The organism is Kribbella sp. NBC_00359 (assembly GCF_036097425.1).
Lineage (GTDB): Bacteria > Actinomycetota > Actinomycetes > Propionibacteriales > Kribbellaceae > Kribbella.
In genome coordinates this window covers 2,749,321-2,768,118 of sequence record NZ_CP107975.1, presented here as the reverse complement: position 1 = coordinate 2,768,118, position 18,798 = coordinate 2,749,321, and the positions used below count along the sequence as shown (strand labels likewise).

The following is an 18,798-nucleotide window of genomic DNA, read 5'->3' as shown; positions in this document are numbered from 1 at the left end:
TCGATGGTGCGAGCGGTACTCGCGATCGACCAGGGCACCACGAACTCGAAGGCGGTCCTGGTGAGCGCCGACGGCGGCGTGCTGGCGACCGGATCCGCGCCGGTCGGCCTCTCCACTCCGCGGCCGGGGTGGGCCGAGCAGGACGCCGACGACCTGTGGAAGAGCGTCCTGCGGGCGATCGCGTCCTGCCTCGCCGCCGCGGAACACAGCGAACTCGCGCGGCGGGTGGAGATCGTCGGGATCGCCTTGTCCACCCAGCGCGAGTCAATGGTGGGGTGGAACCGCCGGGGTGAGGCCGTCGGCCCGGTCATCGGTTGGCAGGACGTGCGTACGGCCGCATGGTGTGCATCCTTGCCTCCATCCACCGATGAACTTGTGCGTTCGCGTACCGGGCTGCGAGTGGATGCGATGTTCTCCGCGCCGAAGCTTCACTGGTTGCTGACGGAGACGGGTGCTGATCACGTCGGCACCGTGGACTCGTGGTTGATCCACCGGCTGACTGGTTGCCGCGAGCACCTGACCGACGCCGGCAACGCGTCACGGACCTTGCTGTACGACGTACGCGAGCTCGACTGGTCGGACGAGTTGCTGGCCGCATTCGGCGTACCGCGGTCGGCGCTGCCGGATGTGCGTGCGTCGAACGCCGGATTCGGCGAGACAGCAGGGGTTCCGGGGCTGCGCGACGGGATCCCGATCGTCGCCGTACTCGCGGATTCACATGCGGCGATGTACGGACAAGGGTGCGTGCGCGCCGGGATGATCAAGGCGACGTACGGGACCGGGTCGTCGGTGATGACTCCGGTCGAGGGCTTCATCCCGGGCGGGTGCACGCTGGCCTGGTTGACCGACCAGCCGCTGTACGCAGTCGAGGGGAACATCGTGTCGTCCGGCGCGGCGCTCGCCTGGACGGCCGCGATGCTCGGTCTGCCGGATGTCGGCGCGTTGACGGAGCTGGCGGCGACGGTTCCCGCTGCGGACGGCGTCGTTCTGGTGCCGGCGTTCGCCGGTCTCGGAGCGCCGCACTGGGATCGCCAGGCCCGGGCCGCGCTGACCGGGATGAGCAACTCCACCACGCGCGCCCACATCGCCCGCGCCGCCGTCGACGCGGTCGCACAGCAGATCTGCGACATCGCGGAAACCATCCCGGCCACGGACGGCACGCCCCGACGCCTGCGCGCCGACGGCGGCGCCACCGTCTCCGACCTCCTGATGCAAACCCAGGCCGACCTCCTCGGCCACCCGGTCGAAGTCGCCGACGTCCCCGAGATCTCCGCCGTCGGCGCCGCCGAACTCGCCTGGACCACGCTCGGCCGGCCGACCACTTGGTCCAGCACCCGCACCTACCGCGTCTTCGAACCCACCCTCGCCACCGCAGCCCGCACCACCCGCCGCACCACCTGGTCCGCCGCCATCGCGTCAATCCGCGCCTGACCGTGACCCGGTTGGTCCCACCCACCCCTCCTCCCACTTGCCCCACTTTCTTCTCCCTCGCCATCGTCAGTTCAGATCCCGAAGTAACTCCTTGTAGCTGACCGGATGTGGTCGGAGATCGCTTTCCGTTACAGGTTGACTCCTCGTGACAGCCCACCTAAGGTTGCGGTCACAAGCCTTGGAAAGGGCTTTCCGGGGTTGGGAGGGAGGCCGGCATGTGCGACTACGCGCCAGGTTCCGCCGCGGCGCTGCCCGGCGGCATCGGCATCTCGTTGCTGACGGTGTACGACATCGCGGCACCGGACGGCCTGGTCGGCGGTGCGCCGCACGTCCACCTGGCCTGCTCCGAGGGCTACTACGTGATGGCCGGCTCCGGTGCGGTCCAGACCCTCAACCCGAAGGGCTTCACCGAGACCCCACTGCAGGTGGGCACCGTCGTCTGGTTCGACCCCGGCACGATCCACCGGCTGGTCAACGGCGGCGGCCTCAAGATCCTCGCCCTGATGTCGAACTCCGGTCTCCCCGAGGCCGGCGACGCCGTACTGACGCTCCCGCCCGAGCACCTCACCGACCGCGAGACGTACCTGAAGGCGACCATGCTCACCGGCGAGGGTGCGGCCCGGACGCCGTCCGCGATCGCCCGGCGTGACCTCGCGCTCGAAGGGTTCGCCGTACTGCGTGAGTCCTTCGACGCGAACGGCCCGTCGGGCCTGGACGACTTCTACGCAGCCGCGGTACGGATCGTCCAGCCACAGCTGGCGGACTGGCGCAAGCGTTGGGAGCAGGGCGCCCGCAGCCTGGCCGACGAGACCGGCGCCGCGCTCGACGCGCTGGAAGCCGGTACGGCACCCCACCTACAGACCGCTGAACTCCATCAACTCCCCGCTCCCACCGAGTTCGGCCGGCACGGCATGTGCGGTCGCCTCGACATCTACGACATCACTTCGCGAGAGGCAGAACAGTGAACGAGCGACGCGTCGGCATCGTGATGAACGGTGTCACCGGCCGGATGGGCCTGCGCCAGCACCTCGAACGCTCCATCGTGGCGATCCGCGAGCAGGGTGGCCTACCCTCCGCCGACGGCACGATGATCATCCCCGAGCCGATCCTGGTCGGCCGCAACGAGCTGAAGCTGCGCCGGATCGCGGAGCAGTACGACCTGACCCGGTGGACCACCGACCTGGCCGAGGCACTGGCCGAGCCGGACGTCGAGATCTACTTCGACTCCCAGCTCACCCAGCTGCGCGAGAAGGGGGTCCGCGCCGCGGTCGAGGCCGGCAAGGCGATCTACTGCGAGAAGCCGATCGCCGAGAGCCTGGAGGCCGCGGTCGACCTGGCCCGGCTGGTCCGCGACTCCGGCCTGAAGAACGGCATCGTCCAGGACAAGCTGTCGCTGCCCGGCCTGCGGAAGCTGAAGCGGCTGGTCGACGGCGGGTTCTTCGGCCGGATCCTCTCGGTCCGCGGCGAGTTCGGCTACTGGGTCTTCGAGGGCGACTGGCAGGAAGCCCAGCGGCCGGCCTGGAACTACAAGCAGGAAGAGGGCGGCGGCATCGTCCTCGACATGTTCTGCCACTGGCGGTACGTGCTCGACAACATCTTCGGCCCGGTGAAGTCGGTCTACTGCCAGGGCGCGACCCACATCCCGACCCGGGTCGACGAACAGGGCAACGAGTACACCGCCACCGCGGACGATGCGGCGTACGGCGTGTTCGAGCTGGAGGGCGGCATCGTCGCGCAGCTGAACTCGTCGTGGGCGACCCGGGTGTTCCGTGACGAGCTGGTCGAGTTCCAGGTCGACGGCACCGAGGGTTCCGCGGTCGCCGGCCTGCGCAACTGCCGGGCCCAGCACCGGTCCGCGACGCCGAAGCCGGTCTGGAACCCGGACCTGCCGGCCACCGAGAAGTTCCGCGACCAGTGGGCGACGGTGCCGGACAACGAGGTGTTCGACAACGGTTTCAAGGTGCAGTGGGAGATGTTCCTGCGGCACGTGGTCGAGGACGCGCCGTTCACCTGGGACTTCGTCGAGGCCGCCAAGGGCGTGCAGCTCGCCGAGCTCGGCCTGCAGTCGTGGCGGGAGGGCCGCAAGCTCGAGGTCCCGCCGCTCGACCTCGAGGGCCGGCTGTGACGCTGGAACTGCGCCTGCCGACCGGCGCGTCGGTCGGCGCCACCGGCTCCGGCGGCTTGGAGGCCTATCGGTTGGCCGGAACTCCAGTTGCCCAGGGCCCCTATTTGCCGGCCCGGTCGCGACTCGCCTTCGCGGCTGCGCATGTTGTCGCCGACCCCTTGGGCGACAACTCGCCCGGACAGCCCGCGGTGATCGACTGGGAGCACACGCTGGGGTTCCGGCGGTACCTGTGGTCACTCGGGCTGTCCGTGGCGGAGGCGATGGACACCGCACAACGCGGGATGGGCCTCGACTGGTCGGCGACCCAGGAGCTGATCCGGCGGTCCGCAGCCGAAGCACCCGATGGGCGGATCGCGGTCGGGGTCGGCACAGACCAGCTCACCACCGCGGCCCGACCCGCCGCCGGTTCGCGCGGCGACCACTCCTTGAACGCAGTGACCGCGGCGTACGAGGAGCAGCTTTCGCTTGCCGAGGACGTTGGCGCGCAGCCGATTCTGATGGCGAGTCGGGCACTCTGCGCGGCGGCCGGTTCGCCGGACGACTACCGCAAGGTCTACGACCACCTGCTCGGCCAATCGAGCCGGCCGGTGATTCTGCACTGGCTGGGCTCGATGTTCGACCCGGCGCTGGACGGCTACTGGGGCAGCGACTCGCTCGACACCGCGGCCGACGTCGTGGTCGAGCTGATTGTCGACAATGCGACAAAGGTCGACGGTATCAAGGTCTCTCTGCTGGACGCTTCCCGAGAGGTTGCCCTGCGCAACCGTCTGCCGGAGGGCGTCCGGCTCTACACCGGCGACGACTTCAACTACCCCTCGCTGATCAAGGGCGACGAGAACCGCTACAGCGACGCTCTGCTCGGCATCTTCGCCGCGATCGCCCCGGCGGCCGCGGCCGCCCTGAAGGCGCTGGACGACGGCGACGTCGACACCTACGACCGCGTGTTCGCGCCGACGGTCCCGCTGGCACGCCAGATCTTCTCGGCGCCGACGTACTACTACAAGACCGGAATCGCCTTCCTGGCTTGGCTGAACGGGCACCAACCCGGGTTCTCGATGGTGGGTGGGCTGCAGACCGGGCGGTCGCTCCCGCATCTGGCTGACACCTTCCGCCTTGCCGACCAAGCCGGCGTACTCACGGATCCGGAGCTCGCCGTCGAGCGGTTCGGGCAACTGCTGCGTGTAGGTGGAGTCGACGCGTGAACCGCTACAGCCTGAACCAAGCGACGACGAAGTACTGGCCGCTCGAGGACGTGGTCGCGGCCAGCGCCAAGGCCGAGCTGTCGTGGATCGGCCTGTGGCGCGAGCCGATCCAGGAGTACGGCGTCGACAAGGCAGCGCGGCTGGTCACGGACGCGGGACTGAAGGTGTCGTCGCTGTGCCGGAGTGGATTCTTCACGTCGACCGATGCGGCCGAGCGGAAGGCGAAGATCGAGGACAACCGGCGGGCGATCGACGAGGCCGCGACGCTGGGGACGTCCGTGCTCGTGCTCGTCAGCGGTGGTCTGCCGCCAGGCTCGCGTGATCTCGACGGCGCTCGTTCGATGGTGCGCGATGGGCTGGCCGAACTGGCGCCGTACGCGGCAGAGCGTGGGGTGAAGCTGGCGGTCGAGGCACTGCATCCGATGTTCTGCTCGGATCGGTGCGTGGTCTCGTCGCTGGGTGGCGCGCTCGACCTGGCCGAGCAGTTCCCGGCGTCGCAGGTGGGTGTGATCGTGGACGCGTATCACCTGTGGTGGGACGCCGACGTCTACCGGCAGATCGAGCGGGCCGGCGAGCGGATCCTGTCCTACCAGGTGAGCGACTGGGTGGTTCCGCTGCCGGCGGACACGCTGCTCGGGCGCGGCATGATGGGCGACGGTTCGATCGAGCTGCGCCGGCTGCGCGAGGCCTGTGACGCGGCCGGGTACGACGGTCCGATCGAAGTGGAGATCTTCAACCAGAAGCTGTGGGACGCGCCGGGACAAGAGGTCTTCGACCTGGCGCTGGCGCGCTATCAGGAACACGTCATCTAGTAGCTGAGGAGCTGCCTGTATGAGTATCCCCGCCGACGGCATCGGAATGCACCTGTACACCATGCGGGAGGTGTTGGCCGAGGACTATCCGGGGACGCTGAAGCGGCTCGCCGGGATCGGGTATCGCACGGTGGGGGTGAGTGGGCGGTTCGACCACAGCGCCGAGGAGATCCGCTCCTTCGCCGACGACGCCGGGCTGTCGATCGTGCTCGAGCACGTCGGCTACCCCCGGATGACGGACAACTGGGCCGGTGCGCTGGCCGACGTACAGACGTTGGGCGCGCAATGGATCGTCGTACCGTCGATTCCTTCCGAGATGCACTCCGTGGAGGGGTTCAAGACGGCGGCGGCCGCGTTCACCGAGGCCGGCAAGGCCGCGCGTGATGCCGGCCTGAAGCTGCTGTTCCACAACCACGGGCGCGACTTCGATGCGATCGACGGGCAGGTTCTGTACGACATCCTGCTCGACGTGGACGCGGAACTGCTGGGCTTCGAGCTGGATCTGTACTGGGTGGTCGACGGCGGCCACGACCCGGCGAAGTACTTCCAGGAGCACCCCGGGCGGTTCCCGGCGCTGCACGTCAAGGACATGGCCGCGGACGGTTCCTGGGAGGACGTCGGCGCGGGCAAGCTCGACTTCGCGGGCATGTTCGCCTACGCGACCGAGGGTGGGGTCGAGCAGTGGCTGGTCGAGCACGACAAGCCGGCCGACGCCTGGCAGTCGGCCGAACGGAGCTACCGCGGGCTGACCGAAATCCGGTACTGACAAACGCTTAACCGGATCAACGACGATGACAACTGCTCACGTCGGGTGAGATCGGCCTATTCTCGACGCGTGCCCAACGACGACCCATCGGTCCGGCTGACGGCCGTACGCCGCCTCTACGAGGTGAGCGTGCGGATGGGTGCGGGGCGCAGCCTGGCCGAGACCCTGCAGGCTGTGGTCGACGGGGTCGTCGACGGGCTCGGGTTCGGCATCGCCGTACTGAATCTGCGCCATGCCGACGGGAAGTTCGAGGTGTTCGCGGTCGCCGGGTCGCCCGAGGCTCGGGAGGCCCTGCTCGGCCGGGTGAGCGCGGCGGACATCTTCGACGCCGAGTTCGCCATCGCGGACAAGTGGGGCGGCCTGCGCTTCGTGCCGCACGAGCGGCTGCCGGAGGGCGAGGTGGTCGGCTGGGTGCCCGACGTACCGGTGTCCGACGATCCGTCCGCGTGGCATCCACTCGACGCGCTGTTCGCGCCGCTGTACTCGCCGGACGGTGACCTGGTTGGGATGCTGGCGGTCGACCTGCCCGAGGATCAGCGCCGGCCCGGGCCGATCCACCGGGAGTTGCTGGAGATCTTCGCCACCCAGGCCGGGCTGGCGATCGACAAGGCCCGGCTGACCGATGAGCTCCGGGCCGAGAAAGCGCGGCTGGAGGCGAGTGAGACCACCTTCCGGATGGTCTTCGAGGGCGCCGGGAACGGGATGGCGACGATCGCCTTCGACGGGCCCGACGCGGGCCGGGTGCTGCGGGTGAACGACGCCTTCTGCCGGATCACCGGGTACGACGCCGATCAACTGCTCGGCGCCCGTCTGCCGGACTTCCTCCGCGACGAGGAGCCCGGGCAGTCCCGGCGCGAACTCGACGAGGTTGCTGATGGCAACGCCGCGTACCGGTTCGAGCGGCTCTTCTCGCAGCCCAGCGGGAACGAGATCTGGCTCGGCGGTACGGCGGCGCTCGTGGAGCAGGGTGACGGCCAGCCGCGGATCCTGCTGATCCAGATCGACGACGTGACTGCCCGCAAGGACGCCGAACGCGAGCTGCGCCACCACGCCGCCCACGACCCCCTCACCGGTCTGCCGAACCGGCGGCTGCTCCAGCACCGCTTCACCTCAGTCCTCGAGCGGACCCGAGCGACCGGCCGGCCAGGCGCCTTGCTGTTCTGCGACCTGAACCACTTCAAGCTCGTGAACGACGGCTACGGACACGAGGCCGGCGACCACGCCCTGCGCGAGATCGCCGCCCGACTGTCCACCGCGGTCCGCCACGGCGACACCGTGGCCCGTCTCGGTGGCGACGAGTTCGCCGTACTCGCCGAGGACATCGCCGGTGAGGACCTGACGACGTTGATCTCCCGCCTCGAGTCCGCGGTGAGCCGACCACTGCCGAACATCGCGGTCGAGGTCTCGACGAGCATCGGCACCGTCCCGATCACGCCGGACGCAAGCGACCTCGACACCCTTCTCCACGAGGCCGACCAGGCTATGTACGCCGCGAAACACCGCCGCTCGTAGGCTGCTCGGATGGACGAGGTGGAGTTGCGCGGCGGGTTCGTGAACGTGGTGGTGCGGCAAGGAGACGCCGTACTGCGGAAGCCCGGTGAGCGAGCCGGGTTCGTCCATGATCTGCTGCGGTTGCTGGAAGGGTGGGGTGGCGCGCCGCGGTTTCTCGGTGTGGATGCGGACGGTCGGGAGCGGCTGAGCTTCGTCGACGGGTACGTCGCGTGGGAGCGGCCGTGGAAGCCCGCCGTCACGTCCATTGGTGCCTTGCACTCGGTGGGCCGCTTGGTCCGCGAGTTCCACGACCTCACCGCGGGTACGGTGCTCGCCGGCGACCAGGAGGTGGTCTGCCACAACGACCTCTCCCCGAAGAACACCGTCTACACCCACGACGGGTCGCGCGCGATCGCCTTCATCGACTGGGATATCGCCGCCCCGGGTGCCCGCATCCACGACGTTGCCTTCATCTGCTGGCAGTACGCCGACCTCGTGAGCCTCGACCAGGCTGTCCCGCAGTGGAAGGCGCTACTGGCCGGCTACGGTCCGGCCGATCTCACCGCGCTCGTCCCCACGGTGCTGTGGTGGCAGTCCCGCACCGTGGACGGCATCGACGCCCAGGCCGCCGCCGGTGACCCGGCCATGCAGCACCTCCGCGACCTCGACATACCGAACGACATCCGCCTGACGCGCGCGTGGGTCGAAGCCCACGCCGACGAATTGCAGGAAGCTGCAACCGGCCAGTCTTGAACCGCCGCCTCCGCGTGTGCTTCAAATAGGGCCCGATCATCGAGGTGGGGGGATCCACAGTGCTACGGAGACTTGGGCTGACGACACCAACAGTGACCCGCGAATTCAAGGACCTGAACGGCGAATGATGCGGACGGTGATGAGTGGGCCTGCGTGGGTCGCCTACGCGCAGATCTATGTGGAGAGCTCGGAGAACTACGCCGACCTCGGTGAGTGTTTCGCCGGGCAGCGGAACGGGTTGTGCGGGGCGGCGGTCGAGGGGAAGTTGTTTCTGATCACTGGGTTGCACACTGGCAAAGTCGGGTTTGTGGTCGAGGTGCACGACAAGATGCCGTCGGTCGAGTTCAGCGCGGACGAGGTTGTCGAGGCGTCGTACCGGCCGTTGGGTGCGGCGGCGCTGCAGGGTTGGGGCGGTGAGGGGTACTGGCCGCTGGACCTGGAGCAGGTGAGCTACCGGGTGCGGTACTCCGGCTGGGGAATGGATGCCGGGCATCAGGCCGGACCGCCGATGGACGACGAGCCGCTGGTCGATCGCTACCTCCTGCAGTTCTGGCCGGCACCATCTGCGCCTGACCGCGTGATCAGACAGACCGGCAAGCAGGCGGCGTACTGGCACAAGTACGCACGGCAACAGCCGACCCCGGCGCAACTCGCGGAGATCAAGCGCGAACGCGCGCAGCTCGAGGAGGACCGACGCCTCGCGGAGGAGGCGGAGCGATGGGGTGGCGCGCTCCCGACCCCACGGCTGCGGGAGGTCTCCTGGACAGCGCAGGAAGTGGCGCACCTCGACCGGCCGCTGGTGGACGGGTTGGTGAGTGCTGAACCGGAGGTCCAACGCTCCGTCGCACGGTGGGCGTCACGGCGCGCCTTGCAGGAGGCAGGGCTGAGCCGCCTAGGGTGGATCGCGGCCGCGCTCGACGGGATGGATCGCGGTGCGGATCTCTGGGGACTCCTCCGCACCTGTGCCGAGATGCGCGGTCCTGTCGGCGACGGCCAGTCGGGCGACCGGTTGGTTACGCGGCAGTGGGGTTGGAACGACGATCTCGACCCCATGGAGAAGCTCTCGACCATGCTCTTCGCGGCCTACGCCGAGGACCCCCTGCGTGCCGCACTCGACGCCATCGTCCTCGCCTTAGGGGCCTTCGGCAACGAGCGGGAGCGCGAGGGGATCAGCGAACTGCGGCGGGCGTTTCCGGGGTTATGAGCCCAGGTGGGTTAGGGCGGTGTTGGTTAGGCGGTAGGTGGTCCATTCGTCTTGGGGGCCGGCGCCCAGGGACTTGTAGAAGTCGATGGCGGGGGTGTTCCAGTTGAGGACGGACCATTCGAGGCGTTCGTAGCCGTTGGTGACGCATTCCTGGGCGAGGGCGGTGAGGAGGGCCTTGCCGAGGCCGGTGCCGCGGGTTTCGGGGCGGACGAAGAGGTCTTCGAGGTAGATGCCGTGGACGCCGCGCCAGGTGGAGAAGCTGAGGAACCACAGCGCGCAGCCGGCCACCTCGCCCTCGTGTTCGGCGACGTGGCAGAAGACCGCGGGGGCGTCCCCGAACAGGGCGGTCTCCAGCTGCGCCGCGGTCAGGTGGCATTCGTCGGGGGCTCGCTCGTACTCGGCGAGTCCGTAGACCAGCTCCACGATCGCCGGGACGTCCTCTGGCCTGGCTCGCCGTACCCGCTCGTCAATCTGCATGGGAACATCCTGCCTTGACGCGGATTCAGTACCAGAAGTGCTGAGTCTGTGCGGATATTCCTGTTGGAATCGACGCCGGTCGCGCGCGAGGTTGGAGTCATGGCAGCTGACACGAACAAGACCCGCCGCATCGGCGACGTCGAGGTGTCCGCGATCGGGCTCGGCGGGATGCCGATGTCGATCGAGGGCCGGCCCGACGAGGAGCGGTCGATCGCGACCATCCACGCCGCGCTCGACGCCGGGATCACCCTGATCGACACCGCCGACGCGTACCACCTGACCGCGACCGACGACGGTCACAACGAATCCCTGATCGCTCAGGCACTGGCGTCGTACGGCGGCGACACGTCGCACGTGCTCGTCGCCACCAAGGGCGGCCACCTCCGGCCCGGGGACGGCAGCTGGACCGTCGACGGCTCACCGAAGCACCTGTTCGAGGCCGCCGACGCGTCCCTGAAGCGGCTGGGTGTCGAGGCGATCGGCCTGTACCAGTTCCACCGGCCCGACCCGAAGACGCCGTACGAGGACTCGATCGGGGCGATCCGCGACCTGCTCGACGCCGGCAAGATCCGGCTGGCCGGCATCTCGAACGCGAACCCGGCCCAGATCAAGCAGGCCAACGAGATCCTCGGCGGCCGCCTCGTCTCGGTGCAGAACCAGTTCTCTCCCGCCTTCCGCTCCAGCGAGCCGGAGCTCGACCTGTGCGACGAGCTCGGCATCGCGTTCCTGCCCTGGTCCCCGCTCGGCGGCATCTCCAACGCGGGCGATCTCGGCACCAAGCACCCCGCCTTCCACCAACTCGCCGCCGAACTCGGCGTCAGCCCCCAGCGCCTGACATTGGCGTGGATGCTGGCCAAGTCGCCGTACGTCATCCCGATCCCCGGCTCCAGCCGGCCGGAGACCATTCGCGACTCGTACGCCGCTGTCGACCTCGAGCTCACCGCCGACCAGGTCGCCACCCTCGACGCCGCCTGACGCCGGAACGCGGCGCGGAATAGCTCCGCGCCGCGTGGTGTTCCTGTCTCGTTCCCGAGATGACAGGAGGCCCGCCATGGAAGACATGCGCGCACTGAGCTACGGCCTTGGCCGGCAATACTTCGAGGACCGGGACTACCGCGGGGCGATCCGCGCCCTCCGCCCGGTCGTCGACGAAACCCCCGACGACGTCGGCACCCGGCTGCTGCTGGCCCGCGCCTACTACCACGCGGCCCTCCTCAAGCCCGCCGAAGAGCACCTTCTCGAGGTCGTCGAACGCGAGCCCACCGAGTACTACGCCCACCTCATGCTCGCCCGCACCCTCGAACGCCAGTCCCGCCGCGACGAAGCCACCAAGCACCGCCGCATAGCCGCCGCCCTCACCGGCGACGACGAGCTCCTCGAGCCGCACACGCTCTGACCGGCGCAGCCGACGGCCCGCGATCCCCCGTGGATCGCGGGCCGTCGGGCGTTCACCGGGCAGGATGGAATGACTCGCGGGGGATTGGCGTTCTCCCAGCAAGAGTAGTTTAATAGTGAACTATCTAGGCGAGGAGGACCGATGCAGTTCGGGGTGTTCAGTGTTGGGGACGTGACCGAGGACCCGACGACTGGGACGACCGTGAGCGAGGCCGAGCGGATCAAGGCGATGGTGGCGATCGCGCTGAAGGCCGAGGAGGTCGGGCTGGATGTGTTCGCGCAGGGTGAGCACCACAACCCGCCGTTCGTGCCGTCGTCGCCGACCACGCAGCTCGGGTACATCGCGGCGAAGACGTCGAAGATCATCCTGTCCACCTCGACGACGCTGATCACGACCAACGACCCGGTGAAGATCGCCGAGGACTACGCGATGCTGCAGCACCTGGCCGACGGCCGGGTCGACCTGATGATGGGTCGCGGCAACACCGGTCCGGTGTACCCGTGGTTCGGTCAGGACATCCGCAACGGCATCGCGCTCGCGGTCGAGAACTACGCCCTGCTGCGCCGGCTCTGGCGCGAGGACGTCGTCGACTGGGAAGGCAAGTTCCGTACGCCGCTGCAGGGGTTCACGTCGACCCCGCGGCCGCTCGACGGCGTACCGCCGTTCGTCTGGCACGGTTCGATCCGGTCTCCCGAGATCGCCGAGCAGGCGGCGTACTACGGTGACGGGTTCTTCCACAACAACATCTTCTGGCCGGTCACGCACACCAAGCGGATGATCGAGCTCTACCGCAAGCGCTTCGAGCACTACGGGCACGGCGCCGCGGACCAGGCGATCGTCGGGCTCGGCGGTCAGGTCTTCATGCGGAAGAACTCGCAGGACGCCGTCAACGAGTTCCGGCCGTACTTCGACAACGCGCCGGTGTACGGACACGGCCCGTCGCTGGAGGACTTCACCCGGGAGACGCCGCTGACGGTCGGCAGCCCGCAGCAGGTGATCGAGCGGACGCTGTCCTTCCGCGAGGAGTTCGGCGACTACCAGCGTCAGTTGTTCCTGATGGACCACGCCGGGTTGCCGCTGAAGACCGTGCTGGAGCAGCTGGACATTCTTGGTGAAGAGGTCGTTCCGGTGCTGCGGAAGGAGTTCGCGGCGAAGAAGCCGGCGCATGTGCCGGACGCGCCGACGCATGCTTCCCTGAAGGCCGCGGCCGAGCGGGCGCACGACCTGGAGACGATCGAGGAGCCGACCCGATGACCGCACCTGCGGAACGGGTGATCGCGGTGGTGACCGCCGGGCTGACGACACCGTCGTCGTCCCGGCTGCTCGCCGACCAACTGGCGGCCGCGGTGCAGGACGAGCTGTCCGGGCGCGGGATCGCGTCCCGGGTCGAGCTGATCGAGGTGCGCGACCACGCCCACGACCTGACCAACAACCTGCTCACCGGCTTCCCGACGGCGTCGTTGCAAACCGTTCTGGACACGGTGACCGCGGCCGACGCGCTGATCGTGGTCAGCCCGACCTTCAGCGCGTCGTACAGCGGCCTGTTCAAGATGTTCTTCGACGTCCTGGACGACCAGGCCCTGGCCGGCAAGCCCGTCCTGCTCGCCGCGACCGGCGGCACCGAGCGCCACTCGCTGGTGCTCGAGTTCGCCCTCCGGCCCCTGTTCGCCTACCTGAAGGCGCTGCCCGTCCCCACCGGCGTGTACGCCGCCTCCACCGACTGGGGTCCCAACGCCGCGAAACTCCGCAGCCGCATCACCCAGGCGGCCACTGAACTGGTCGCCGCCCTCCACCACGAGACCCCCACCCACGCCGACCCGTACGACAACCCCACTCCCTTCGAAGACCTGCTCAACAGCTAATCGATCAGCAGGGAGATGCCGTCGAGGATCCTGGTCAGCCCGAACGTCAGGGCGTGGGCCGGATCGATGACGGATTGGAAGTGTTCGCCGACCGCGGTGCCTACGCGGCCGGCAACGGGGAAGTGCTTGGCGCTACCTGACATGACGTGGGTGAGCGTCGGGGAGATCTGACGCCACCACTCCTCGTCGGTGAGGCCTGAGTCGCGTTGCGTTCGGAGTTGTTCGGCACCGGCGCGGGCGGTGCCCTGGACGTGGGTGAGGACCAGGGTCAGAGCCGAGTCCATCTCGACGTCGGTCAGGCCGAGGCCGTCGAGGGGGCGTAGCTCGGCCTCGTACTTCGCGGTGATGTTCGGGCCCAGCGCTGTACGCATGGTCGGGACCTCGTGGATCCACGGGTGCGCGGTCAGGACGTCCCAGTTGCGGTGGGCAATGAATTCCAGCGCACCACGCCAGCCGCCGAGCTGCCGCGCCGGCTCGTCGACGTCGGCGTACAGGTCGCCGTACACGCGGTCGAACATCAGGTCGGTCAGCTCGCCCTTGCCGGGCACGTGCGTGTAGAGCGACATCGTGCCGACCTTCAGCCGCTCGGCGACCATCCGCATCGAGAGGGCCTCGAGCCCTCCGCCGTCGGCCAGCTCGATCGCCGCATCGACGATCGCGCGGACGGTCAGACCGGAGCGGCCGGGCTTCGTGTGGCTCCCCCAGAGCAGCGCCAGACTGCGCGCCGGATCGGGCGCCGCCACCTTCTTTCCAGCCAAGGAACTAACTCCAGCCGCTCGTCGTTGTCCCGATCGTACCTGAGTCGTACAGTGTACGGTACACTCTACGACTCAACCGGGCGAGAGGTGGGACGTGACAACGGAACGTGTGATCGAGGCCGTCGGCGTACGGAAGCACTACCAGGGCGGCACCGAGGGGGCAGGGCTGAACGGGTTCGACCTGGAGGTCACCGCCGGCACCGTGACCGGCCTGCTCGGCCCCAACGGCGCCGGCAAGACGACGGCGGTGCGGATCCTGTCCACGCTGCTGGAGCTGGACTCGGGTACGGCGACCATCGCGGGGTACGACGTCCGCCGGCAAGGCGCCGAGGTCCGACGCCGGATCGGACTCGTCGGCCAGTACGCCGCGATCGACGACGTACTGACCGGGCGGCAGAACCTGGTCATGTTCGGCCGGCTGAGCCACCTGGGCCACTCGAAGGCGCTGCGCCGGGCGGACGAGTTGCTCGAGCGATTCAGCCTGACGGAGGCGGCGGGGCAGGCGGTCAGCAAGTACTCCGGCGGGATGCGCCGGCGGCTCGATCTGGCGGCGAGTCTGATCGTGGCGCCGGCCGTGTTGTTCGTGGACGAGCCGACGACCGGTCTGGACCCGGCCGGGCGGCTCGAGGTGTGGTCCGCCGTACGGCAGTTGGTCGACGGCGGGACGACGGTGCTGCTGACCACGCAGTACCTGGAGGAGGCGGATCAACTGGCGAACCGGATCTCGATGCTCAAGGCCGGCAAGGTCGTTGCCGAGGGCACTCCGGACGAGCTGAAGACGCAGCTCGGGTCCGACTGGCTGGATCTCGTACTCGCGGATCCCGCCGACGTGCCGCGGGTCCTGCAGTTGGCGGAACCCTTGGCGGACGGGGAGATCCGGGTCGGCGACGTACGGATCAGCGTGCCGGTGAAGGACCGTACGCGGGCGCTCGTGGTGATGGCCAACTCGTTGCACGAGGCAAAGATCGAGCCGGAGGACATCACGTTGCGCAGACCGACATTGGACGAGGTCTTCCTGCATCTGACGGGGACGGAGATGGCGGCGTGACGGCCTTGGGCTGGGCGCTGGCGGACAGTTGGACGATCGCGCGGCGGACGCTCGTGCACTGGCGGATGCAGCCGGGGATCGTGATCTTCAACTGGTTCTTCCCGGTGCTGATGCTGCTGATGTTCGGTGCGTTGCTGGGTGGGGCGATGGACTTCCCGGACGGCGAGTCGTACTACGAGCTCCTCGTGCCCGGGATCTTCGCGCTGGCGATGCTCTTCGGGCTGGAGGGCACGATGACGGCGGTCACGACAGATGCCGCGAAAGGTGTCACGGACCGGTTCCGGTCGCTGCCGATGAGTTCGGCGGCGGTCGTGCTCGGGCGGTGCATCGCGGACATGCTCGACTCGGCGGTGACGCTGCTCGTGCTGGTCGCGACCGGGCTCGCGCTCGGCTGGCGGTGGCACGAAGGTGTGCCGTCCGCGCTGGCCGCGTTCGGGTTGCTGTTGCTGCTGCGGTTCGCGTTGCTCTGGGTGGGGATCTTCATCGGGCTGACCGTGAAGAACGCGCAGAGCGTGACGATGGTGCAGGTCCTGGTCTGGCCGATCGGCTTCCTCTCCAGCGCCTTCGTCGCCACGTCGACGATGCCGTCCTGGCTGGGCACCATCGCCCAGTGGAACCCGCTGTCCGCGACCGCCACCGCCTCCCGCGCCCTCTTCGGCAACCCCGACCCCTCCGCCACCGCCACCTGGATCGGCACCCACGCGGAGATCGCCGCAGTGATCGCCCCGTTGCTGCTCATCGCAGTCTTCCTGCCACTCTCCGCACACCGGTTCCGCACACTTTCGCGCTAACTGGGTACTGGACGGTCATGGCCGTTCGGGACGGAGCGGTACGACGAGCCGCGTGGAGCCTGGCCCACGCCGTGGGGCGTGTGCTGGGATCACCCGCGGCACGTCGTACCGCCCGTCTGGTCGGCTTCTTCGAAGGACTGAGCGACGCCGGAGTGCACCGGATCGCGCTGCGGATCTCGCCGCGCGTCGCGGATCAGAACCCGGAGCTCGTGAAGATCCCGCCGACCTGGTCTACGACGGTCCTCGTCCGGAGGCAGGGCGTGGGGCTGGAACTGGACCTGCGGGACAACCTCCAGGCGATCCTGTACTACGCCGGCCGCTACGAACCCGCCGTCCGACGGTTCCTGCGGGCCGAGCTCCAGAAGGGCGATGTCGTCCTCGACGTCGGCGCGAACATCGGAGTCCACGCACTGACGGTGGCGAAGCGGCTGGAGGAGCTCGGCGGCGGACGGGTGATCGCGGTCGAGCCGGCCGTGGACTGTGTCGCCAAGCTCGGTACGGCGGCCGCGCGCAACGGGCTCCCACTGGAGGTCGTGCCGGCGGCGCTGGGCGAGTGGAAGCAACACGCGAGCCTGCGCGCGGACAGCCGGTACGACGCGGCTGACGCCGGGGTGCGCTCCCTCTACGGCGACGGAGCGATCGTCCAGGAGGTGCCCGTGATCCGGCTGGACGACTGGGCACGGGAGCACGCGTTGACCCGCCTCGACGTGGTGAAGCTCGACATCGAAGGCGGGGAGATCGCGGCCCTCTCGGGAGCGACCCGCACGCTCAAGCGGTTGCAGCCACGCGCTCTGCTGGTCGAGGACAAGCGAAGCGGGTCGAGCGCGCGGCTGCACACGATCCTGGACGAGCTGGGTTACCTGCCGGCCGGCGAGGTGCTGGACCACAACGCACTGTTCCGGCCGGAAAGCTTGCTCACGGCATCAATTGGCCGCCGTTGACCTCGATGATCTGGCCGGTGACGTAGGAGGCCATCCGGTCGGAGGCCAGGAACAGGATGGTGCCGACGCATTCGTGCGGGGTGCCGGTGCGGCCCATCGGGATGGTGGCGATCATCGCGGTCATCTGCTCGTCGCCGGTGTGCCGGTCGTGGAACGGGGTCTTGATGACGCCGGGTGAGATCGCGTTCACCCGGATGCCGTCGGGAGCCAGTTCCTTGGCGAGGCCGCGGGTGAAGGTGCTGACGGCGCCCTTGCTGGTCGCGTAGACGACCGAGCCGCCGCCTCCGCCGTGCCGGCCGGCGATCGAGGTCACGTTCACGATCGCGCCGCCACCCTGCGCGCGGAACACCGGCACGATCCGGCGGCTGAGCGCGAACACCGAGGTCAGGTTCACGTCCAGGATCCGGTGGAACTCCTCGTCCGGTACGTCGGCCACCGGCGACCGCTTGACCAGGTCACCGGCGTTGTTCACGAGCACGTCGATCCGGCCGTGCTGCGCGAGTACGTCGTCGATGAAGGCGTCGGCCGACTTCGGGTCGGCCAGGTCCGCCTGGTGCAACGACGCCGTACCGCCGGCCGTCTGCACCGCGCCCACGGTGTGCTTCACGCCCTCCTCGTTGCGGTGGTAGTGCAGCGCGAGCGTCGCCCCGGTCTCCGCGAACCCCACCGCCGCCGCAGCCCCGATCCCGCTACTGGCGCCCGTCACCACCACAACCTGATCCCTGAAATCCAGATATCCCATACGCCCTATCCTCTCCTAGTGCCACGCACCGTTCTGATTGCCGTGCATGTCGCCTGGCCGGCCGCGATCCTCTTGCTGCGACTGATCACGAGAGTCCGCCGCCGGCGCCTGGCGGCTGCCGGCATCGGGTGGCTGGCTGCGGTCGTGGTGGCGACCACAACCACGCCGACCTCTCGGGTACTGCCGATCGGGCTCATCCTTGGAGCGGGGATCGCACTCGGCGGCTGCCTCGCGACGGCGCGCGGGGTGACGTTCACCTGGGCGCAGCAACAGACGTACTGGGCTTACGACGGGAAGATCCCACCCGGCGACCGGCTCGTGGAGGTCCTGACCGGGCTGGTAGGGCTCATCGGCGTGATCGCGCTGGCGTGAACGCGCCGGGAGCCCGGTTGCTCTTGCGGGGTGGGCGGTAGATTCGATGGATGGGATACGCGCTCGGGGAGCTGGGGCTGCGGCGGTGGCGGACGGCTGACGCGCTGCGGCTGGCCGCGGCTCACCAGGATCCCGAGATGAGGACCCAGGGCGGCATCGTGGACCGGGCGTCCGCGGTGGACTGGATCGGCCGCGTCGCGGACCTGGACAACGGGCACGTGTACGCCGTCGCCGATGCCGACGACCACCCGATCGGGTGCGTGGCCGTGACGAACATCGACCGCCACCAGGTGGGCTGGACCTGGTACTGGACCCTCGCCGACGTCCGCGGCCAGGGCGTCGCCCGGGACGCGCTCCGCGCCCTCGCCGACTGGGCGCACCACGACGCCGGCCTCTACCGGCTCGAGCTCGGCCACCGCCTCAACAACCCCGCGTCCTGCGCGGTCGCCGCCGGCGCAGGCTTCCTCTCCGAGGGCCTCGAACGCCAACGCCTCGCGTACGACGGCTCCCGCTACGACGTCGAGCGCCACGCCCGCCTGATCACGGACCCGCTGACCCCGCCCGAACGCCGAGTCTCCATCAGCGTCTGACATCCGCCTGGATCTGCACCCAACAAGCAGTCGGGGT

21 protein-coding genes are annotated in these 18,798 nt (G+C 69.0%); 18 read left to right on the top strand and 3 right to left on the bottom strand.

What is annotated here, in order from left to right; all coding sequences use genetic code 11:
• Positions 1–3 precede the first annotated feature (3 nt).
• The 9 genes from OG876_RS13590 to OG876_RS13550 all read left to right on the top strand — a co-directional run bounded on the left by OG876_RS13590 (position 4) and on the right by OG876_RS13550 (position 9,784).
• Positions 4–1,431 (top strand): FGGY family carbohydrate kinase, encoded by a 1,428-nt coding sequence (locus tag OG876_RS13590; protein WP_328525196.1) that lies wholly within the window; start codon positions 4–6, stop codon positions 1,429–1,431.
• A gap of 215 nt (positions 1,432–1,646) precedes the next feature.
• A complete protein-coding gene (locus OG876_RS13585; RefSeq protein ID WP_328525195.1) occupies positions 1,647–2,396 on the top strand; it encodes a cupin domain-containing protein in 750 nt (249 codons plus the stop codon).
• Positions 2,393–3,556: a Gfo/Idh/MocA family protein gene (locus OG876_RS13580; RefSeq protein ID WP_328525194.1), complete on the top strand. Its 1,164-nt coding sequence runs from the start codon at positions 2,393–2,395 to the stop codon at positions 3,554–3,556. The genes OG876_RS13585 and OG876_RS13580 overlap by 4 nt, the downstream gene beginning before the upstream one ends.
• On the top strand, positions 3,553–4,758 hold the full coding sequence (locus OG876_RS13575) for a dihydrodipicolinate synthase family protein (protein ID WP_328525193.1): 1,206 nt from the start codon (positions 3,553–3,555) through the stop codon (positions 4,756–4,758). Before OG876_RS13580 ends, OG876_RS13575 begins: the two co-directional genes overlap by 4 nt.
• Entirely contained in the window at positions 4,755–5,570 is an 816-nt protein-coding gene (locus tag OG876_RS13570; RefSeq protein ID WP_328525192.1) for a sugar phosphate isomerase/epimerase family protein, read from the top strand. Before OG876_RS13575 ends, OG876_RS13570 begins: the two co-directional genes overlap by 4 nt.
• Positions 5,571–5,589: 19 nt before the next feature.
• Entirely contained in the window at positions 5,590–6,336 is a 747-nt protein-coding gene (locus tag OG876_RS13565; protein ID WP_328525191.1) for a sugar phosphate isomerase/epimerase family protein, read from the top strand.
• 69 nt (positions 6,337–6,405) lie between these two features.
• Complete coding sequence (locus tag OG876_RS13560) at positions 6,406–7,848, top strand: diguanylate cyclase domain-containing protein (protein ID WP_328525190.1); 1,443 nt, start codon at positions 6,406–6,408, stop codon at positions 7,846–7,848.
• Between the two features lie 9 nt (positions 7,849–7,857).
• Positions 7,858–8,580, top strand: a complete 723-nt coding sequence (locus tag OG876_RS13555; RefSeq protein ID WP_328525189.1) for a phosphotransferase — start codon at positions 7,858–7,860, stop codon at positions 8,578–8,580.
• A gap of 139 nt (positions 8,581–8,719) precedes the next feature.
• The gene (locus tag OG876_RS13550) at positions 8,720–9,784 is read left to right on the top strand and encodes a hypothetical protein (protein ID WP_328525188.1); all 1,065 of its coding nucleotides are present in this window, start codon (positions 8,720–8,722) and stop codon (positions 9,782–9,784) included.
• Here OG876_RS13550 and OG876_RS13545 read toward each other — a convergent pair.
• The gene (locus tag OG876_RS13545) at positions 9,779–10,261 is read right to left on the bottom strand and encodes a GNAT family N-acetyltransferase (RefSeq protein ID WP_328525187.1); all 483 of its coding nucleotides are present in this window, start codon (positions 10,259–10,261) and stop codon (positions 9,779–9,781) included. The two genes, OG876_RS13550 and OG876_RS13545, sit on opposite strands and share 6 nt — an antisense overlap.
• Positions 10,262–10,360: 99 nt before the next feature.
• Here OG876_RS13545 and OG876_RS13540 point away from each other — a divergent pair, with 99 nt between their 5' ends.
• The 4 genes from OG876_RS13540 (at position 10,361) to OG876_RS13525 (ending at position 13,519) form a co-directional block, all read left to right on the top strand.
• The gene (locus tag OG876_RS13540; protein ID WP_328525186.1) at positions 10,361–11,236 is read left to right on the top strand and encodes an aldo/keto reductase; all 876 of its coding nucleotides are present in this window, start codon (positions 10,361–10,363) and stop codon (positions 11,234–11,236) included.
• Between the two features lie 76 nt (positions 11,237–11,312).
• Positions 11,313–11,657, top strand: coding sequence for a tetratricopeptide repeat protein (locus OG876_RS13535; RefSeq protein WP_328525185.1), 345 nt, complete (start codon positions 11,313–11,315; stop codon positions 11,655–11,657).
• Between the two features lie 141 nt (positions 11,658–11,798).
• Positions 11,799–12,911: an LLM class flavin-dependent oxidoreductase gene (locus OG876_RS13530; RefSeq protein ID WP_328525184.1), complete on the top strand. Its 1,113-nt coding sequence runs from the start codon at positions 11,799–11,801 to the stop codon at positions 12,909–12,911.
• Entirely contained in the window at positions 12,908–13,519 is a 612-nt protein-coding gene (locus OG876_RS13525; RefSeq protein WP_328525183.1) for an FMN reductase, read from the top strand. Before OG876_RS13530 ends, OG876_RS13525 begins: the two co-directional genes overlap by 4 nt.
• Here the strand turns inward: OG876_RS13525 and OG876_RS13520 are convergent.
• Positions 13,516–14,277, bottom strand: a complete 762-nt coding sequence (locus OG876_RS13520) for a TetR/AcrR family transcriptional regulator (protein ID WP_328525182.1) — start codon at positions 14,275–14,277, stop codon at positions 13,516–13,518. The genes OG876_RS13525 and OG876_RS13520 overlap by 4 nt on opposite strands.
• Positions 14,278–14,371: 94 nt before the next feature.
• Here OG876_RS13520 and OG876_RS13515 point away from each other — a divergent pair, with 94 nt between their 5' ends.
• The 3 genes from OG876_RS13515 to OG876_RS13505 are packed head-to-tail and all read left to right on the top strand — an operon-like array spanning position 14,372 to position 17,057.
• Positions 14,372–15,325, top strand: a complete 954-nt coding sequence (locus OG876_RS13515) for an ATP-binding cassette domain-containing protein (protein WP_328525181.1) — start codon at positions 14,372–14,374, stop codon at positions 15,323–15,325.
• On the top strand, positions 15,322–16,116 hold the full coding sequence (locus OG876_RS13510) for an ABC transporter permease (protein ID WP_328525180.1): 795 nt from the start codon (positions 15,322–15,324) through the stop codon (positions 16,114–16,116). Before OG876_RS13515 ends, OG876_RS13510 begins: the two co-directional genes overlap by 4 nt.
• A 17-nt stretch (positions 16,117–16,133) precedes the next feature.
• Complete coding sequence (locus OG876_RS13505) at positions 16,134–17,057, top strand: FkbM family methyltransferase (RefSeq protein WP_328525179.1); 924 nt, start codon at positions 16,134–16,136, stop codon at positions 17,055–17,057.
• On the opposite strand, the gene OG876_RS13500 is transcribed toward OG876_RS13505, so the two are convergent.
• The gene (locus OG876_RS13500) at positions 17,032–17,799 is read right to left on the bottom strand and encodes an SDR family NAD(P)-dependent oxidoreductase (protein ID WP_328525178.1); all 768 of its coding nucleotides are present in this window, start codon (positions 17,797–17,799) and stop codon (positions 17,032–17,034) included. The genes OG876_RS13505 and OG876_RS13500 overlap by 26 nt on opposite strands.
• Before the next feature lie 18 nt (positions 17,800–17,817).
• Between OG876_RS13500 and OG876_RS13495 the strand changes: the two genes are divergently transcribed.
• Both OG876_RS13495 and OG876_RS13490 read left to right on the top strand, forming a co-directional pair.
• A complete protein-coding gene (locus tag OG876_RS13495; RefSeq protein WP_328525177.1) occupies positions 17,818–18,171 on the top strand; it encodes a hypothetical protein in 354 nt (117 codons plus the stop codon).
• 50 nt (positions 18,172–18,221) lie between these two features.
• Positions 18,222–18,761 carry a GNAT family N-acetyltransferase gene (locus tag OG876_RS13490; RefSeq protein WP_328525176.1) on the top strand — a complete coding sequence of 180 codons (540 nt, stop codon included), beginning with the start codon at positions 18,222–18,224 and terminating at the stop codon, positions 18,759–18,761.
• Positions 18,762–18,798 lie beyond the last annotated feature (37 nt).

What these genes read in the sequence shown, in the direction of transcription:
- OG876_RS13590 (WP_328525196.1), top strand. Translation starts at nt 4, where the DNA reads ATGGTGCGAGCGGTACTCGCGATCGACCAGGGCACCACGAACTCGAAG.
- OG876_RS13585 (WP_328525195.1), top strand. Translation starts at nt 1,647, where the DNA reads ATGTGCGACTACGCGCCAGGTTCCGCCGCGGCGCTGCCCGGCGGCATC.
- OG876_RS13565 (WP_328525191.1), top strand. Translation starts at nt 5,590, where the DNA reads ATGAGTATCCCCGCCGACGGCATCGGAATGCACCTGTACACCATGCGG.
- OG876_RS13555 (WP_328525189.1), top strand. Translation starts at nt 7,858, where the DNA reads ATGGACGAGGTGGAGTTGCGCGGCGGGTTCGTGAACGTGGTGGTGCGG.
- OG876_RS13550 (WP_328525188.1), top strand. Translation starts at nt 8,720, where the DNA reads ATGAGTGGGCCTGCGTGGGTCGCCTACGCGCAGATCTATGTGGAGAGC.
- OG876_RS13545 (WP_328525187.1), bottom strand. Translation starts at nt 10,261, where the DNA reads ATGCAGATTGACGAGCGGGTACGGCGAGCCAGGCCAGAGGACGTCCCG.
- OG876_RS13540 (WP_328525186.1), top strand. Translation starts at nt 10,361, where the DNA reads ATGGCAGCTGACACGAACAAGACCCGCCGCATCGGCGACGTCGAGGTG.
- OG876_RS13535 (WP_328525185.1), top strand. Translation starts at nt 11,313, where the DNA reads ATGGAAGACATGCGCGCACTGAGCTACGGCCTTGGCCGGCAATACTTC.
- OG876_RS13530 (WP_328525184.1), top strand. Translation starts at nt 11,799, where the DNA reads ATGCAGTTCGGGGTGTTCAGTGTTGGGGACGTGACCGAGGACCCGACG.
- OG876_RS13525 (WP_328525183.1), top strand. Translation starts at nt 12,908, where the DNA reads ATGACCGCACCTGCGGAACGGGTGATCGCGGTGGTGACCGCCGGGCTG.
- OG876_RS13505 (WP_328525179.1), top strand. Translation starts at nt 16,134, where the DNA reads ATGGCCGTTCGGGACGGAGCGGTACGACGAGCCGCGTGGAGCCTGGCC.
- OG876_RS13500 (WP_328525178.1), bottom strand. Translation starts at nt 17,799, where the DNA reads ATGGGATATCTGGATTTCAGGGATCAGGTTGTGGTGGTGACGGGCGCC.
- OG876_RS13490 (WP_328525176.1), top strand. Translation starts at nt 18,222, where the DNA reads ATGGGATACGCGCTCGGGGAGCTGGGGCTGCGGCGGTGGCGGACGGCT.